This is a genomic window from Halomonas salipaludis, assembly GCF_002286975.1.
Taxonomy (GTDB): Bacteria; Pseudomonadota; Gammaproteobacteria; order Pseudomonadales; family Halomonadaceae; genus Franzmannia; species Franzmannia salipaludis.
In genome coordinates this window covers 327,676-343,574 of the sequence record NZ_NSKB01000003.1, presented here as the reverse complement: position 1 = coordinate 343,574, position 15,899 = coordinate 327,676, and the positions used below count along the sequence as shown (strand labels likewise).

The window sequence follows — 15,899 nt, the reverse complement described above, 5'->3', positions numbered from 1 at the left end:
GCTTTGGCGCACCCGCCGCCTCTGATAGGATGAAGATGTTCTCTGGGGTGTGCGCCAGTCGTTATAGTCCCTCGAGCCTATGCGCAGTACCCAGGGGGCCAAATGCTAGACAGACCCGTGTGCATGTCCGTGCGACGGAAAGCCTGACGGTCTGTCTGCGGCCACCCACCTTGAACCAATGGGTTCAAGGGCCAGAACGACAGCGGCACTCTGGAGAACTCTTCACCCCCTTTGCGACCGTCGCCCTGTGACCCATACCGCCTCACCCCTTACCGAACAGCGCCGAGAACTGCGCCGAGAGCTGCGCCAGCGACGACGCGCCCTGAGCGCCCGCCAGCAGCGCGAGGCCTCACGCCGCCTGTGCCGCCAACTGCGCCAGTTGCCGGAGCTGCAGCGCGCTCGCCGGATTGCCCTGTACCTGCCCAACGATGGCGAAATCGACCCCACCCCACTGGTCGACTGGCTACGCCGGCGTGGCGCCCGCGTCTATCTACCGGTACTCATGCCGCTGTCAGACAACCGCCTGTGGTTCGTCCACTATCACACCACCACGCCGATGGTGCGCAATCGCTACGGCATCCTCGAACCCAGCACTCGTCACGCCGCGCATCGTGCTCGGCGTCTGCCAGCCTGGGGGCTGGATTTGGTGGTGCTACCGCTGGTGGGCTTCGACGCACACGGCCAGCGCATGGGCATGGGCGGTGGCTTCTATGACCGCAGTTTCGCCTTTACCCGCCGCGGTGGGCCGCGCCCGCGGCTATTGGGTATCGCCCACGCCTGCCAGCAGGTCGCGGCGCTGCCCAGCGCCAGCTGGGATATCCCGCTGGATGCCATCGTCAGCGACACCGGGGTGATACGCCCCCCGCGCACCTAGTCGTGCGCAAAAAAAAGCCGATACGGGTTACCCCGTATCGGCTCGGTCGTTCTCTGGTCATGGCACTGTCGTACCAGGGTTGTCTGCTCAGCTGCCGGCGAGTGCCTGGGCGTAGCCGGTCGCCACCACCCCGATGACAAACAGCAGCGCCAATGCCATGACCAGATCGGGCTTGCGCTTCATGTGTAGCTCCGTGGAATTGTTACATTCGGAAACGTTAATGTCGCCCCTGACGACAGGCTGACTATAGGCCTCAAGGACGACAAAAACAACCGTCACAATGCCACGATATGACCCCCAAACCCTTGCCATATCATAAGCTCAAGGTAAGTTGGCGCTCACTACGCTAGATGCATGGTCGATCAGGCCATGAATAGCCGATAGGCGGCGTTGTCGGTCTCCTTCCAATAGCGATAGCCGATCTCGTCGAAGTGCTCCTCGACGTGGCTGCGGTCGCCGTTGGGGATCTGCATACCCACCAGTACCCGCCCATAGGCGGCACCGTGGTTACGATAGTGAAACAGTGAAATGTTCCAGTCGTGGGGCAGGTGGGTCAGGAAGTTCATCAGCGCGCCGGGGCGCTCGGGAAACTCGAAGCGATAGACCTCCTCCTCGAAATGCTGCTTGGGCCGGCCGCCACCGAGGTGGCGGATGTGCAGCTTGGCGAGCTCGTTGTCGGTGAGGTCCTCCACCGGGTAGCCCGCCTCACGCAACCGGTCGATCACCGCCTGGCGGTCCTCACCACCCGGCTTGACCTGCACACCGACGAAGATATGCGCGTTCTCCGGGTCCGCGTAGCGATAGTTGAACTCGGTGACCATGCGCTTGCCGATGGTCTTGCAGAATTTCTTGAAGCTGCCCGGCCGTTCGGGAATGGTGACCGCCAGGATCGCTTCGCGCTGCTCGCCGAGCTCGGTGCGCTCGGCGATATGCTGCAGGCGATCGAAGTTGGTGTTGGCCCCGGAGTTGATGCACAGCAGGGTCTGGCCCTCGACCCCGGTCTGCTGGACGTATTTCTTGAGCCCCGCCAGCGACAGCGCCCCGGAGGTTTCCGCCACCGCCCGGGTATCGTCGAAGATATCCTTTACCGCGGCGCACATCTCGTCGGTATTGACGGTGATCACCTCGTCGACCAGGTCGCGCATGATCTTGAACGGCATCTCGCCGATCTGCGCCACCGCCACACCCTCGGCGAACACGCCGACCTGGTCCAGGGTCACCCGCTTGCCGGCGTCCAGCGCCGCCTTGAGGCAGGCGCTGTCCTCGGCCTCGACGCCAATCACCTTGATATCGGGACGCAGGTACTTGAGGTAGGCCGCCACCCCGGCAATCAGGCCGCCTCCGCCTACCGGCACGAATACCGCGTCGAGGCGACCGCTATGCTGACGCAGGATCTCCACGCCGATGGTGCCCTGGCCGGCGATCACGTCGATATCATCGAACGGTGGAATGTAGGTGTAGCCGTGCTCGGCGACCAGCTCGCGGGCATGCTCGGCGGCGGCCGAGAAGGCGTCGCCCTTGAGGATCACTTTGGCGCCGCGGGCACGCACGGCCTGCACCTTGATATCGGGAGTGATCCGCGGCATCACGATCACCGCCTTGACCCCCATCAGCTTTGCGGCCATGGCCAGGCCCTGGGCGTGGTTACCCGCCGAGGCGGCGATCACGCCCTTGTCTTTCTGGGTTTCGCTGAGCTGCGCCATCTTGTTGTAGGCGCCACGGATCTTGAACGAGTAGACCGGCTGTAGGTCCTCGCGCTTGATCAGGATCTGATTGTTGAAGCGGCGGGAGAGAAAGGGGGCCGGGGAGATCGGCGTTTCCCGGGCGGCATCGTAGACCCGGGCCTGGAGAATTTTCTTGACGGTAGCTTCGAGCATCCTGGTGTCCTGATGGGAATAACGCAGCGCGGCAGCGCAAACCGCAAACGGCGGAGAAAACCCCTATTGGTAGCATTCCCGCCGCCCCGGCGTCCAGCGCGCCATCCACAGTGGCAGGTGGCTGACGTATACTGGCGGCGCCTACATTCACCAGCCGCGACCAACTCCCATGACCCAAGACGAACTCAAGGACGCCGTGGCCGCCGCCGCCATCGATGAAATCCGTCCGCATCTCGCCCGCAGCACCGTACTCGGCATCGGCACCGGCTCCACCGCCAACCTTTTCATCGACCGCCTGGCCGAACTACGCGACGAGTTCAAGGGTGCCGTGGCCAGCTCCGAGGCCAGCGCCGAGCGCCTGCGGGGCCATGATATCGAGGTCTTCGAGCTCAACGAGGTCGGCAGCGTGCCTTTCTATATCGATGGTGCAGACGAAGTGAACGCTCACCTACACATGATCAAGGGCGGCGGCGCGGCGCTGACCCGCGAGAAGATCGTCGCCGCCTGCAGCGAGCGCTTCATCTGCATCGCCGACGCTTCCAAACGGGTGGCCCGCCTCGGCGCCTTCCCTCTACCGGTGGAGGTGATCCCCATGGCGCGCTCCTACGTGGCCCGCGAGCTGGTCAAGCTCGGCGCAGACCCGGTGTATCGCCAGGGGGTGGTCACCGACAACGGCAACCAGATCATCGACTGCTTCGACTTCATGATCGATGACCCGCTGGCCATGGAGGCGCGCCTCAACGCCATCGTCGGGGTGGTCACCAACGGCCTGTTCGCCGCCCGCGGTGCCGACGTGCTGCTGCTGGGCGATACGCATGGCGTCGAGCGGCTGACGCCCATCGAGTAAGCGAACACTTACTGACTATCCAGCAGCCGCGCCAAGCCCTGCCGGGTGCTCGCCAAGGCGCCACGGTTGGCCGCTACGACCCGCTGGCCGGCCTCGCCCAGCCGCAGCCGCTCGGCGTCATCCTTGAACAGTGCGGCCAGCGTGGTGGCCAGCGCCTTGGCGTCGGCCACCCGCACCAGCGCCCCAGCGTCATCGAGTACCTCGGCCACATCCGTGAAGTTGGCCAACTGTTCGCCGCTCAGCACCGGGATACCCATCGCCGCCGGCTCGAGCAGGTTGTGGCCGCCCACCGGCACCAGGCTGCCGCCGACGAAGGCCAGGTCGGCCGCACCGTAGAGCAGGGTGAGCTCACCCAGGGTATCGCCCAGATAGACGGCGTCATCCTGGCTCGGCAACTGCCCCTGCGAGCGGCGCGGCACCGACATGCCCTGCGCCGCGCACAGCGCTGCCACCGCCGCGAAGCGCTGCGGATGACGGGGCACCAGGATCAGCAGGGCGTCGGGGTGAGCACGGCGCAGCAGTGCATGAGCCTCGAGCAGCTGCTCGTCCTCTCCCGGGTGGGTGGAGCCGGCGATCCATACCGGCCGGTTGCCGAACTGCGTGCGCAGCGCCTGTGCCGCGCTGCGCAGCTCAGGCGCCACGCTGATATCGAACTTCAGCGAGCCTACCGCCTGGCTGCGTTCGGCGGCCATGCCCAGCGCCCGGAAGCGGGCAAGATCCTCCGCCGACTTGGCGGCCAGCCAGTCGACCCCGCACAGTGCGTCCTGCATCAGCGGCCGGATTCGCCGGTAGCGCGCAAAGGCCTGCGGCGAGAGCCGGCCGTTGACCACCGCCAGCGGTACGCCCTGTCGGCGGCAGGCGGCCAGCAGGTTGGGCCACAGCTCGGTTTCGAAGATGATCGCCATCTGCGGCACCAGCCGCGCCAGAAAGCGCCGCGTCGCCCCGGGGTAGTCCAGGGGCAGGAAGCGGTGGTGAAGCCGCGCCGCCAGGCCCGCGTCACGGCGCAGCGCCTCGACGCGTTCGGCGCCGGTGGCGGTCATGGTGGTAACCGTGAGGTGATGGCCGGGGTAGTCGTCGAGCAGCGCCTCGATCAGCGGCCGGGCGGCGATCACCTCGCCCAGCGAGGCGCAGTGCAGCCACAGGCCGGGGCCGGGCGGCGCCTCGATCAGCCCCAGCCGCTCGCGGCGCGGCCGAGCGGGGCGCTGCTCGCGCCACACCCGGCGCCACACCAGCGGCGTCAGCAGCGCCAGTGCCAGCGAATAGAGCCACCGCGCCCAGGGCTTGCCCGCCGCCGCCATCAGCGCTCGCGATCGAGAATGGTGGAGATCATGGCGGTGGTCGAGACGCCATCCTCGAAGCCCAGCACGCGCACCTCGCCGCCGGCGTCACGCACCGCCTGGCCGCCGGCGATATCCTCGGGCCGGTAGTCGCCGCCCTTGACCAGGATATCCGGCAATACTGCCTCGATCAGGCGCTGCGGGGTGTCTTCGCCGAAGGGCACCACCCAGTCCACGGCGCCGAGGCCGGAGAGTACCTGCATGCGCCGCACCAGCGGGTTGATGGGGCGCTTGGGGCCCTTGAGGCGCCCGATGGAGGCGTCGTCGTTGACCGCCACGATCAGGCGGTCGCCGAGCTGGCGGGCGTGCTCCAGGTAGGCAACGTGGCCGGCGTGGAGGATGTCGAAGCAGCCGTTGGTCATCACCACCCGCTCGCCACGGGCCTGGGCGGCGCGCACCGCCTCGACCAGCGGTGTTTCGTCGATCACCCCGAACTCGGCGAGCTTGTCGCCATGCACGGCGGTGTAAAGCTCGGCGATCGACAGTGTCGCGGTACCCGGCTTGGCCACCACCAGGCCGGCGGCCAGGTTGGCCAGGGTCATGGCCTCGGCGAAGCCGTGGTCGGCGGCCAGCGCCAGGCCGAGCACGCCGATCACGGTATCGCCGGCGCCGGTGACGTCGAACACTTCGCGGGCGCGGGTCGGCAGGTGCAGCGGCGCGTGATCGCCACGAATCAGCGTCATGCCTTTTTCGCTGCGGGTGATCAACAGCGCCTCCAGCTCGAGCTCGGCGCGTAGCGCTTCGCCCTTGGCCGCCAGCTCTTCATCGCTGCGGCAGGCGCCAACCACTGCCTCGAACTCGGTGAGATTGGGGGTGATGACGCTGGCGCCGCGGTAGCGGCGAAAATCGTTGCCCTTGGGGTCGACCAGCACGCGCTTGCCGGCACCGCGCACCAGCGCGATCAGTTCCTCGATGCGATTGAGCGTGCCCTTGCCGTAGTCGGAGAGGATCACCAGGTCGACGTCGTCCAGCACCGCCTCGACCTGGGCCAGCAAGGCCGAGGTATCCACCTCACCGAGCCCCTGCTCGAAATCGAGACGAATCAGCTGCTGGTTGCGGCTCATCACGCGCAGCTTGGTGATTGTGGGTATTTCAGCGCTGCGCTGGAAGTGAGTACTCACTCCGGCATCTTCGAGGCGGGCAGTGAGCAGGTCGGCGTTGGCGTCGTCGCCGACCAGGCCGGCGAGGCCGGCATGGCCACCCAGCGAGGCGATATTGAGCGCCACGTTGGCGGCGCCACCGGGGCGGTCGTCGGCCTCGTCGACGCGCACCACCGGCACCGGCGCCTCGGGGGAGATCCGCGAGGTGCCACCGTGCCAATAGCGGTCGAGCATGGCATCGCCGACCACCAGCACGCGGGCATGTTCCAGGGCGGTGAGGTCAAGTTTCATCACGGGGCTCCGAGAGCAGGGTGTCCAAACGGTCGATGACGTCGTCGGCGGCGATCAGTGACATGGCGTCGGGGTGGCGCACGCGCTCGCCCCAGCCGAGCGTCTCGACGTCCTTGTGCAGAAACTGCGCGACTGCCTGTGGGTAACGGTCCACCGCCAGATGGCGCCAGCAATAGGGCCCGGTACGCTGCAGGTTGGAGGTGGCGTAGAGGCCGATCACCGGCGTATTCAAGGCATTGGCCATATGCACCGGGCCAGAGTCCGGGGCGATCACCGCCTGGGCCTCGTCGATCAGCGCCAGCAGCCCCTTCAGCGACAGCTGGCCGACAGCGTCGACCAGCGCCTCGCGGTCCGGCACCAGGGCGGCGATACGCTCGCACATCTCGCGCTCCTTGGCGGTGCCGCTGCCGGTGAGCAGAGTAACCAGGCCATACTGCTGCCAGGCGTGCTCGATCACTGCGGCAAAGCCCGCCGCCGACCAGTTACGGAAGTTGCGCACCCTCACGCTGCTGCATGGGCTTACCACCAGGTAGTGGCGCCCGGCACTCAGCCGTCGGGCTTCTTCGAAGGCGGCATCCGGCACGCTGAGCCGCCACTCGAGGCGGGTATCCTCGACGCCGAGCAGGCACGCGAAGTCCATGAACGATTCGACCACGTGGGCGCGCGGGTGCGGCGGCAGCTGACGATGGGTGAACCAGTGCTGGGCGTCCTTGGCACGAGCCCTGTCGTAGCCCACCCGCACTGCGGCCTTGAGCCCAAGCGACAGCAGGCTGGCGCGGATCGCCTGCTGCATGTGCAGCAGCACGTCGAAGCGCGTCTCGGCGAGCTCGCGCCACAGCGCGCGCATGCCGGCCAGGCCAGAGGCCTTGTCGTAGACCACGAACTCGACCCCGGACAGGCCCGCCAGTAGACTGTGCTCGCCCTTGCCGATGATCCAGGTGATGCGCGCCTCGGGCCACTGGCGCTGCAAGGCACGCACGGTGGGTACCAGATTACACACATCGCCCAGCGCCGACAGGCGCAGGATGCCGATATGGCGGGGCTGGGCGGGTAGAGGACGCTTCATGCAGTTGGCAAGGTTCCAGGCGGCGAAAACGTTCATTCTATATGATGCGCACAGTGTATGTGACGCCTTGCCTGCCTCACAAATCGACCCCGCGCTGTTCTCCCCCGCCTATTGGCGCCAGCACGGCGGCGTGGTCGGCGAGGCACCCGGACGCGGCACCAGCCTGTTCGTGCAGGCCGGCTCACAGCAGTGGGTGCTGCGTCACTATCGCCGCGGCGGCCTGGTCGGCCGCGTCATCCGCGATCGCTACCTGTGGACCGGCCTGGAACGAACCCGCGCCTTCCGCGAGCTGCGCCTCACCGCCGAACTCCACGCCCGCGGTCTGCCGGTGCCACCGCCGGTGGCGGCCTGTGTCTGGCGGCACGGCCTGAGCTACCGGGCAGCGCTGATCACCGTGCGGCTGGCCGGCACACGGGCGCTGGCCGAGCGGCTGGCTGATGCCGACGCCACACTGCTGGAGCGGGTCGGCGCCAGCGTTGCACGCTTCCATGCCGCCGGCCTCGACCATGTCGACCTCAACGCCCGCAACCTGCTGGTCGACGCGGCAGACCAGGTATGGTTGATCGATCTCGATCGCTGCCGGCTGCGCCAGCCCGGCGCCTGGCGGGCCGCCAATCTCGACCGCCTGGCGCGCTCGCTGGCCAAGTTCGACGCCCCACCAGCAGCCATGGAGGCGATTCGCCGCGGCTATCGTTCCTCGATCTCCTTCGGTGGATAGAGTCGCGCCAGCAATCCTTCCAGGCCAGCGATGATATCCATCCGCCCCGGCACCTGGCCATCGCGGTGGAACACCGCCTCGTGGCAATCCTCGTAGCGCGGCCAGTAGCGAAACGGCACCGTCATGAAGAAAATTCCCAGCGTCGGCGTATGCGTAGCCAACGCCAGGTTACGTACGCCGGTATCCCCGGAGACCAGCACACTGGACTCGGCCATGAAGTGCCCAAGCGCCTCGAGATCGAGCCGCGGCTGGACGCTAACATGAGCATGTCGGGCCACCACCTCGGCCAGAAAGGCACCGCCCTCTTCCGCCTTGTGACCCTCGAGCAGTACGTGCTCGAACTGCGGCAAGCGCTGTGCGGCCTGTTCGATCACCTCGCACCACGAGTCCGGCGATAGCGACTTTTCGGCCACTGCAGCGAACGGAAAGTAGACGATCCGTCGACACGCCGACTCGCGACAATGGCGAGGCATGGCGAATTCGAGCGGATACTGAGGCTTGTGGCCCATGATCTTGAGAAAGTCGAGCAGCACCTCTGCCTCGTAGTGAAAGTCCGAACGCAGAATGCCGATATCGAACAGCAGGCGGTTGAAGCTACGCCGATAGGGAAAACCAAGCTTGACGCGAGCCGGGGTCAGCAGCGTCAACAGCCGCGAGCGGGCGGTATCGGCGAGATCGAACAGCACGTCGGGCTCACCAAGCGCCTTTAGCTGCGACCACTTGCCGCTCACACTCCGCTCTTCGGTATCGAGCACATGTATCGCATCGACCAGGTCGGTCGGCAGCGCATACTGATAGCGGCTGATGGTGCTCAGCGTGATGTGCGCACCGGGAAAGAATCGCCGCAGCTCGACCAGAAAGGGCCGCGTGGCCATCATGTCACCGAAGGCGCACTGACGGATCACGACGATGCGCCGCACGTTATCGACATGCAGACACGACAACCAGCGGCGCCCGGTATGATTAAGATAGCCGCCTTTTTCCACCCAGGCCTTCATGCTGCCTCCTTGCTGGTGTCGGCTGCCACATAGGCGTTACATAGCGCCGCGACATGGGCGCTCAACGAGAAGTCCCGGCGTACCCGCTCCTCCGCCGCCACGCCCAGCCGCTGGCGCAGCACGGGGTCGTCGGCCAGGGCCTCCAACTGCTGCGCCCAGGCGTCGGGGTCGTCGGGGGCGGCCAGGCGCCCAACCGCGTCGTCTAGCAGTTCGGGAATCGCGCCGCTGTCGGCGCCGATGACCGGACGGCCGGCGGCCATCGCCTCGATCACCGTCAGCCCGAAGGCTTCGTTGGTGGAGGGAATGCAGACGATATCCAGCGCCCTCAGCAAGCGCGGCAGGTCGCCGCGAAAGCCGCTGAAGCCAACCCGCTCAGCGAGCCCCAGCGCCGCCACCTTGGCCTCGAGCTCGGCGACATAGGGCTCGTCGCTGCCTTCGCTGGCATGCAAACCGCCGATCATCACGGCGTGCCAGTGCAGGGCCGGTGCGCGTACGGCGAGTCGCGCCAGCGCCTCCAGCCAGATATCCTGGCCCTTGCCCGGCGTCAGCCGCCCGGGCAGGCCGATCAGCAGGGCCTCGGGCGGCGCGCCAAGCTCGCTACGCAGCGTGTCAATGTCGCCGTGGGCGGCATAGGGCGCCGGATCGATGCCCAGGTAGAGCCGCTGAATGCGCTCCGGGGGTAGCGCGAAGGCCTTGAGGTTGCGCGCCCGGGTGGCCTCGCTGATCGAGAATAGCCGGCTAAGTTTGCCGTAGGCCCAGCGATGGTAGAGTCCCTTCTTGGGGCGGGTCACGCCCATGTGCTCGGTGAAGAACAGCCGCAGGCTGGGCCGCAACGTCTTGAGCAGGGCGGCCAGGCGCAGGTCCGAGGACTTGTGGCAGTGCAGCACCTGGATGCGATGGCGCTGCAGATAGCCCAGGATGCGCGCCACGGCCAGCAGTGCGCCGCCGCGTGACGCCACCGACAGCGGCGCCACACCTGCTACCGTGAGGCTATCGGCGACCCGTGAGCCGGCCAGCGCCAGGCCGTGGACCTCCCAGCCCTGGCGCTGCAGCTCGGGTATAATCCGCGCGGGATACATTTCCAGACCACCCCAGCCGCTCGAGAGGCAGATGTGCATGACCTTGTGCGACAAGACGACTCTCCCATGACCGCCCCTCAGGCAACGCCGCGGCGCGTACTGGTGGTGCGTAACGATAAACTCGGCGACTTCATGCTCGCCTGGCCGGCACTCGCCTGCCTCAAGCAGGCCGATGCCGCGCTGCATGTCACCGCCCTGGTGCCAGCCTACACCGCACCGCTGGCCGATGCCTGCCCATGGATCGATGCGGTACTCCTCGACCCCGGCGACGGCGCCCCGCGCCAGGCCCAGCGCGAGCTGCTCGAGCAGCTGCGCGCGGCACGCTTCGACGCCCTGCTGACGCTATTCTCGACGCCGCGCATCGCCTGGCTGGGCTTTCGCGCTGGCATCCCCCTACGGCTGGCGCCGGCCACCAAGTGGGCGCAGCTATTCTACAATCATCGCCTGGCGCAGCGCAGGTCACGCTCGCTCAGGCCCGAGTACGCCTACAACCTCGAGCTCGCCGCAGCGCTGCTGACGCGACTGGGCATCACCCCACCCCAGGTGGCACCGCCCTATTGGCCGCTCGATGCGGCGACTCGTGACGCCGAGCGCAAACGTCTGGCCACCGCCCTCGACCTTGACCTCGCCCGCCCCTGGGTCTTCCTGCATCCGGGCAGCGGCGGCTCGGCGGTCAACCTGGACCTCGAGCAGTACGCCCACCTGGCCAGCGCTATCGCACGTCACGCCCAGGCCTCGCCGCACTGGCTGCTGACCTTCGGCCCCGGCGAGCAACCAGCCGCCGAGACGCTCCGCGCGGCGCTCGGTGAGCATGGCCTGGACGCCCAGCTGGTACCGTCGCGTGATTCGCTGCGCGACTTTGCCCAGGGCCTCGCCGCCGCCGACCTGCTGATTGCCGGCTCCACCGGCCCGCTTCACGTGGCCGGCTGTCTGAACCTGGCCACGGTCGGCTTCTACCCGGCCAAACGCTCATCGACGCCGCTGCGCTGGCAAACCTGCAACGATGCCGAACGGCGCCTGGCCTTCAGCCCACCGCCCGGTAAAGACAGCGAGAGCGACATGTCGCGCATCGACCTCAACGACGCCGCCCTGCGCATCAGCGCGCTGCTGGATCGTCAGGCGGCGCGGTCCGGGTCCTGACCCACAGGTCGGCGTACTTGGCGAAGGTCGAGTGCGCCGACAGCAGCGCCAGTAGCAGCCCGGCGCGACCGTCGAGAAACCCCGCCTTGAGCAGGTACATGCGCAGAAAGCAGCCCAGGCCATGGCCAATCCCCGCCGCCAGGCTGCCGCGCTTGCCCCGCGCGGCGCGCTGCTCGGCCCAGGCCTGGGCGTAGTGGGCCGACTTCTCCAGGTAGTGACGCAGGTCGCGGTAGGTGAAGTGCAGCAGGTCGCCCTCGAGGTCGCGCACCGTCAGCCCCTCGGGGTTGGTAAGCTTCTCGTGGACCAGGGCACTGTCGTAACCGGCGCGCCCGCGCGGGTAGAGCCGTGCGACCCGGTCGGGGTACCAACCGGCGTGACGAATGTAGGCGCCAAAGCACCACGACAGGCGCGCCACGCGATAGATCGCCGGCGCCCCAGCCAGCGCCTTCTCGATGCTGGCGCGCAATGCGGGGGTGACACGCTCGTCGGCATCGACCATCAGGATCCAGTCGCTCTCGACCAGCGCCTCGGCGCGCTGGCGCTGGACCCCGAAACCCTGCCAGTCGGCGTTGACCTCGACCTTGTCGGCATTCTTGTCGGCGTAGCGCCGGGCGATCTCGACGCTGCCATCCTGGCTGCCGGCATCCAGCACCACCAGTTCATCGACCCAACGCAGGGTCTCCAGACAGGCGGCCAGGTTGTCGGCTTCATTCTTGACGATCACTACCGCGGCCAGCGACATGGGGCATCCTCGTGGGTCGGCAAACCGCCAAGTGTAGAGCGGCTCGTCAAGCCCGGCAAACGCGCGGCCAGTGGCGTATGAGCGGGCCTCCAGCCTTGCTAAGCTAGAGGCACTCCAAACCTGCCGAGCGCTTGCCATGTTTCAAGCCATATTTCGTGACGCCAGGCTGCGCCAGCCACGCTGGTGGGCGCTGCTCTTCCTGGGTGGCTGCCTGGCCTATGCCACCGCTTCTCTGCTGCCGCTGGGCCCCTGGCCGTTCTTCCTGGTCGCCGCGCTGTGGCTGCTCGCCGCCTATCTGTTTCGCTGGGGCGCGCCGCGCCGGCCACGGCCACCCAAGGCGGTGATCCCCTGGTCGCTGGTTCCCCTGTTGCTATGGTGGCTGTATGTCTATCTGGCGGCCAGCTTCGGCATCGTCGACCTCGGCGCCATCTATTTTCACCTCCAGGCCGGCATGACCGACCACGGCGGCGCCAGCCGCGTGGTGGCCGCCATCCTCTCCACCCTATGTGCGGTGTTGATCATCGTGGCCTTCACCTGGCTGGTGCGTCACGACCATCGCTGGCGGCTGTTCGAACGCATCCTGGCGCTGCTGCTGCTGGCCAGCAACCCATTGCTCCACGGCATCACCCAGCGCAGTGCCGCCATCGTCGCCGAGGATGGCGCCTGGCTCGATCGCCGCTACGTGGAGCCGGTGATCCATAGCGCACCGGACACGCCCCCCAATCTGCTGCTGATCTACCTGGAGAGTATCGAGCGGACCTACGCCGACCGCGAGCGCTTCGGCGACGCCTACGCCGATCTCGACGCCATCGGCGAGCGCGCTAAGGTCTTCGAGGGCGTACGCCAACTCGACAACACCGGCTGGACCATGGCCGGCATGATCGCCAGCCAGTGCGGCTCTCCGCTGATGCCCGCTGGACTGCTCCACGACCGTCAGTTCGAACCCCTCGACGAGGTGGTACCCGGGGTGACCTGCCTCGGCGACCTGCTCAGCGAGCAGGGCTACCGGCAAACCTACCTGGGCGGGGCCAGCAAGACCTTCGCCGGCAAGGGGCTGTTCTACTACGGCCACGGCTACGACAGCGTGCTGGGTCGTGAGGAGCTGACCCCACGTATGGAGGACCCGGAGTACCTCAACAACTGGGGACTCTACGACGACACCCTGTTCGATTTCGTCATCGAGGAGGTGCGTGAACTGGCCTCTGGCGACGCGCCCTGGAACCTCACCGCCCTGACCATCGGCGGCCATGCGCCCCACGGTCATCCGGCCCAGCCCTGCCTCGACCGTCAGGGCGAGTTCGACGGCGTCGACATTCTCTACTCGGTGGAGTGCAACGCCTGGCTGACTCGCGAACTACTCGACGACCTGGCCGCCGAGAGACTGCTCGATAACACCCTGGTGGTCATCGCCAGCGACCACCTGACCATGCGCGTATCGGCCTGGGACGAGCTGATCGCCGGCCCCCGTGACAACACCTTCATGCTGCTCGGCAACGACCTGGAGCCGCAGCGCATCGAGCGCGAGTCGTCGATGGTCGACGTCTTCCCGACCATCCTCGAGGCCATGGGGTTCGAGATTCATCAGCATCGCGCCGGCCTCGGCGCCTCGCTACTGTCACCAGTGCAGACGCTGCTCGAACGCCATCAGCTGGAATTGATCAACGCCAAGCTACGCGAGGAGCGCGAGCTGCAGCTGCGGCTATGGGACGGCCTCGCCCCGACGCAACGCGAGCAGAACGAAGGCCTGAGCGAGGAGGAGCAGCAGCTGCCGCCGGTGCTCTAAGCTGGCTCGCGCCCCTCGGGGGGGGCTGTCAGCGCAGCGAAGATGCGCTGCGGCGTCAATTGGTTGAGGCAGTTGGTATGCCCCAGCGGGCAGACCCGCGCAAAGCACGGTGAGCACGACAGGCCCAGGCGGTGGATATGCGCCCGAGCGGTCAGCGGCGGCGTGAAATCCGGCGACGACGAACCGTAGAGCGCATGCACGCGGGTGCCCACCGCGGCGGCGACGTGCATCAGCCCCGAGTCATTGGTCACCACCTGCTGGCAGTCGGCGAGTAGATCCACGGCATCGGCCAAGCGCGTCTTGCCGCACAGGTTGTGCACGTGCTCCAGGCCCGCGGCGATATGCTCGCCGTCCTCGACGTCCTTGGGGCCACCCAGCACCCGCACTTCGAAACCGGCCTCCACCAGCCAGATCGCCAGCTGCCGAAAGTACGCCGGAGGCCACTGCTTGGCCGGGCCATATTCGGCCCCCGGCATCATGCCGATCGCCGGACGCGACGATAATCCCAGGGCCAGCCGCAGCTCGACGAGGTTGTCTGGGTCCACCGCCAGTCGCGGGCGGGGAATCGCGAAGTCGCCGCTGGCCGCCTCCGCGACCGGCAAGCCCAGCGAGACGAAGCGCTTGACGGTCTGGTCGAGCACGCCCTTGTCGAGCACACGGCGTCGATTGAGCAGCACCAGCCGCTGTTCGCCGGTAAAGCCAAGGCGCACCGGCACCCGCGCCAGAAACGGAACTAGCGCCGACTTCCACGAACGCGGCAGCACGATGGCGCGATCGAAGCGTCCGCGCAGCAATGTCGCCACCTTGCGCCGCACTCGCCAGCCGAACTCGCCGTGGCCGACGTCCAGCGCAATGGCCTCATCCACCTCGGCCATGCGCGACAGCATCGGCAGCGACCACGCCGGCGCCACCACCCCGATGTGGCAACCGGGGTGGCGCGCCTTGAGGCTCATCAGCAGGCTCTGGGCCATCACCATGTCGCCGACCCAGGAGGGACCCACGACCAGGATCCGCTCGTCGGCATCAGCCATTCAACCACTCCAGATAATCCCGCACGCCCTCGGCAACGGTCTTGAACTCGTGGGGGTAGCCGGCTGCGCGCAGGCGTGAGATATCGGCGCGGGTATAGCTCTGGTAGCGCCCTTTGAGCTCATCGGGAAAGTCGATGAAATCGATCTGCCCGCGCCCGTAGTAGTCGATTACGCTCTCGGCGATGGCCTTGAACGGTTCGGCACGGCCGCTGCCGAGGTTGAAGATGCCCGACTGCTCGGGATGATCGAGGAACCAAAGGTTGACGTCGACCACGTCGCCGACATACACGAAGTCGCGGCTCTGCATGCCGGCGTCATAGCCGTCCCAGGCACCGAACAGTTTGGGGTTCTCGCCGGCCTGGACCTGGGTATGGTGGTGATAGGCAACGCTGGCCATCTTGCCCTTGTGCTGCTCGCGGGGGCCGTAGACATTGAAGTAGCGAAAGCCCACCACCTGGCTCGAGAACTGCTCCCAGCGCGCCCGCACGTACTGGTCGAAGAGCAGCTTGGAGTAGCCGTAGACGTTGAGCGGCCGCTCATGCTCCGGGGCCTCGACGAACACCTCGCTGCCGCCATAGGTGGCGGCCGAGGAAGCGTACAGGAAAGGGATGCCCTTGCGCTGGCAGTAGTTCAGCAGCACCTTGGAGTACTCGAAGTTGTTGTCGAGCATGAAGCGCCCATCCCACTCGGTGGTATCCGAACAGGCGCCCTCGTGGAAAATGGCCTCGATGCTGGGCAAGCCGGCATCCTCACCGCGCAGCTCGGCCTCGACGCGCATCAGGAAGTCGTCCTTGTCGAGGTAATCGCCCAGGGTGCAGTCCGCCAGGTTGACGAACTTGGTGCCATCGCTCAGGTCGTCGACCACCAGCACATCGTTGCGGCCGCGCGCGTTCAGCGCCTTGACCAGATTGGCGCCGATGAACCCGGCGCCGCCCGTCACTACGATCATGTGTCTATCCTCTTGGTTGCCGCGCCTGCCGGAGGCAGGCCTCGGACCGATGGCCAGGCCGACATTC

14 protein-coding genes and 1 other RNA gene are annotated in these 15,899 nt (G+C 67.0%); 6 read left to right on the top strand and 9 right to left on the bottom strand.

Going from position 1 to position 15,899, the window contains the following annotated elements:
- The first annotated feature begins 36 nt into the window (after positions 1–36).
- Positions 37–221: non-coding RNA, 6S RNA (ssrS, locus tag CK498_RS09180), on the top strand.
- 26 nt (positions 222–247) lie between these two features.
- Complete coding sequence (locus CK498_RS09175; protein WP_095620561.1) at positions 248–874, top strand: 5-formyltetrahydrofolate cyclo-ligase; 627 nt, start codon at positions 248–250, stop codon at positions 872–874.
- A gap of 362 nt (positions 875–1,236) precedes the next feature.
- Here the strand turns inward: CK498_RS09175 and ilvA are convergent, their stop codons facing one another.
- On the bottom strand, positions 1,237–2,778 hold the full coding sequence (gene ilvA, locus CK498_RS09170; protein WP_267873748.1) for a threonine ammonia-lyase, biosynthetic: 1,542 nt from the start codon (positions 2,776–2,778) through the stop codon (positions 1,237–1,239).
- Positions 2,779–2,920: 142 nt separating this feature from the next.
- Here ilvA and rpiA point away from each other — a divergent pair, with 142 nt between their 5' ends.
- The gene (rpiA, locus tag CK498_RS09165) at positions 2,921–3,598 is read left to right on the top strand and encodes a ribose-5-phosphate isomerase RpiA (RefSeq protein ID WP_095620559.1); all 678 of its coding nucleotides are present in this window, start codon (positions 2,921–2,923) and stop codon (positions 3,596–3,598) included.
- An 8-nt stretch (positions 3,599–3,606) separates the two neighbouring features.
- Here rpiA and waaA read toward each other — a convergent pair whose 3' ends face one another.
- From waaA to CK498_RS09150, 3 genes are read right to left on the bottom strand one after another with little or no spacing between them, the layout of a single operon-like run.
- The gene (gene waaA, locus CK498_RS09160; protein WP_095620558.1) at positions 3,607–4,896 is read right to left on the bottom strand and encodes a lipid IV(A) 3-deoxy-D-manno-octulosonic acid transferase; all 1,290 of its coding nucleotides are present in this window, start codon (positions 4,894–4,896) and stop codon (positions 3,607–3,609) included.
- Entirely contained in the window at positions 4,896–6,326 is a 1,431-nt protein-coding gene (hldE, locus tag CK498_RS09155; RefSeq protein WP_095620557.1) for a bifunctional D-glycero-beta-D-manno-heptose-7-phosphate kinase/D-glycero-beta-D-manno-heptose 1-phosphate adenylyltransferase HldE, read from the bottom strand. The genes waaA and hldE overlap by 1 nt, the downstream gene beginning before the upstream one ends.
- The gene (locus CK498_RS09150) at positions 6,316–7,392 is read right to left on the bottom strand and encodes a glycosyltransferase family 9 protein (RefSeq protein ID WP_095620556.1); all 1,077 of its coding nucleotides are present in this window, start codon (positions 7,390–7,392) and stop codon (positions 6,316–6,318) included. Before CK498_RS09150 ends, hldE begins: the two co-directional genes overlap by 11 nt.
- On the opposite strand from CK498_RS09150, the gene CK498_RS09145 reads away from it, so the two are divergent.
- On the top strand, positions 7,391–8,110 hold the full coding sequence (locus CK498_RS09145) for a 3-deoxy-D-manno-octulosonic acid kinase (protein ID WP_095620555.1): 720 nt from the start codon (positions 7,391–7,393) through the stop codon (positions 8,108–8,110). The genes CK498_RS09150 and CK498_RS09145 overlap by 2 nt on opposite strands.
- On the opposite strand, the gene CK498_RS09140 is transcribed toward CK498_RS09145, so the two are convergent.
- Entirely contained in the window at positions 8,080–9,108 is a 1,029-nt protein-coding gene (locus CK498_RS09140) for a glycosyltransferase family 9 protein (protein ID WP_095620554.1), read from the bottom strand. The two genes, CK498_RS09145 and CK498_RS09140, sit on opposite strands and share 31 nt — an antisense overlap.
- Positions 9,105–10,241, bottom strand: coding sequence for a glycosyltransferase family 4 protein (locus CK498_RS09135; RefSeq protein ID WP_229359021.1), 1,137 nt, complete (start codon positions 10,239–10,241; stop codon positions 9,105–9,107). Before CK498_RS09135 ends, CK498_RS09140 begins: the two co-directional genes overlap by 4 nt.
- 12 nt (positions 10,242–10,253) lie before the next feature.
- On the opposite strand from CK498_RS09135, the gene CK498_RS09130 reads away from it, so the two are divergent.
- A complete protein-coding gene (locus tag CK498_RS09130) occupies positions 10,254–11,327 on the top strand; it encodes a glycosyltransferase family 9 protein (protein WP_095620553.1) in 1,074 nt (357 codons plus the stop codon).
- On the opposite strand, the gene CK498_RS09125 is transcribed toward CK498_RS09130, so the two are convergent.
- On the bottom strand, positions 11,284–12,069 hold the full coding sequence (locus CK498_RS09125; RefSeq protein WP_095620552.1) for a glycosyltransferase family 2 protein: 786 nt from the start codon (positions 12,067–12,069) through the stop codon (positions 11,284–11,286). The genes CK498_RS09130 and CK498_RS09125 overlap by 44 nt on opposite strands.
- Positions 12,070–12,205: 136 nt before the next feature.
- On the opposite strand from CK498_RS09125, the gene CK498_RS09120 reads away from it, so the two are divergent.
- Entirely contained in the window at positions 12,206–13,852 is a 1,647-nt protein-coding gene (locus tag CK498_RS09120) for a sulfatase-like hydrolase/transferase (protein ID WP_095620551.1), read from the top strand.
- Here the strand turns inward: CK498_RS09120 and waaF are convergent.
- Both waaF and rfaD read right to left on the bottom strand, forming a co-directional pair.
- Positions 13,849–14,883 carry a lipopolysaccharide heptosyltransferase II gene (gene waaF / locus CK498_RS09115; protein WP_095620550.1) on the bottom strand — a complete coding sequence of 345 codons (1,035 nt, stop codon included), beginning with the start codon at positions 14,881–14,883 and terminating at the stop codon, positions 13,849–13,851. The genes CK498_RS09120 and waaF overlap by 4 nt on opposite strands.
- Positions 14,876–15,832, bottom strand: coding sequence for an ADP-glyceromanno-heptose 6-epimerase (rfaD, locus tag CK498_RS09110; RefSeq protein ID WP_095620549.1), 957 nt, complete (start codon positions 15,830–15,832; stop codon positions 14,876–14,878). Before rfaD ends, waaF begins: the two co-directional genes overlap by 8 nt.
- Positions 15,833–15,899: the final 67 nt, after the last annotated feature.

Excerpts from the sequence above, each read along its gene's own strand:
- rpiA (WP_095620559.1), top strand. The coding sequence starts at position 2,921 with ATGACCCAAGACGAACTCAAGGACGCCGTGGCCGCCGCCGCCATCGAT.
- waaA (WP_095620558.1), bottom strand. The coding sequence starts at position 4,896 with ATGGCGGCGGCGGGCAAGCCCTGGGCGCGGTGGCTCTATTCGCTGGCA.
- hldE (WP_095620557.1), bottom strand. The coding sequence starts at position 6,326 with ATGAAACTTGACCTCACCGCCCTGGAACATGCCCGCGTGCTGGTGGTC.
- CK498_RS09145 (WP_095620555.1), top strand. The coding sequence starts at position 7,391 with ATGCAGTTGGCAAGGTTCCAGGCGGCGAAAACGTTCATTCTATATGAT.
- CK498_RS09150 (WP_095620556.1), bottom strand. The coding sequence starts at position 7,392 with ATGAAGCGTCCTCTACCCGCCCAGCCCCGCCATATCGGCATCCTGCGC.
- CK498_RS09140 (WP_095620554.1), bottom strand. The coding sequence starts at position 9,108 with ATGAAGGCCTGGGTGGAAAAAGGCGGCTATCTTAATCATACCGGGCGC.
- CK498_RS09130 (WP_095620553.1), top strand. The coding sequence starts at position 10,254 with ATGACCGCCCCTCAGGCAACGCCGCGGCGCGTACTGGTGGTGCGTAAC.
- CK498_RS09125 (WP_095620552.1), bottom strand. The coding sequence starts at position 12,069 with ATGTCGCTGGCCGCGGTAGTGATCGTCAAGAATGAAGCCGACAACCTG.
- CK498_RS09120 (WP_095620551.1), top strand. The coding sequence starts at position 12,206 with ATGTTTCAAGCCATATTTCGTGACGCCAGGCTGCGCCAGCCACGCTGG.
- waaF (WP_095620550.1), bottom strand. The coding sequence starts at position 14,883 with ATGGCTGATGCCGACGAGCGGATCCTGGTCGTGGGTCCCTCCTGGGTC.
- rfaD (WP_095620549.1), bottom strand. The coding sequence starts at position 15,832 with ATGATCGTAGTGACGGGCGGCGCCGGGTTCATCGGCGCCAATCTGGTC.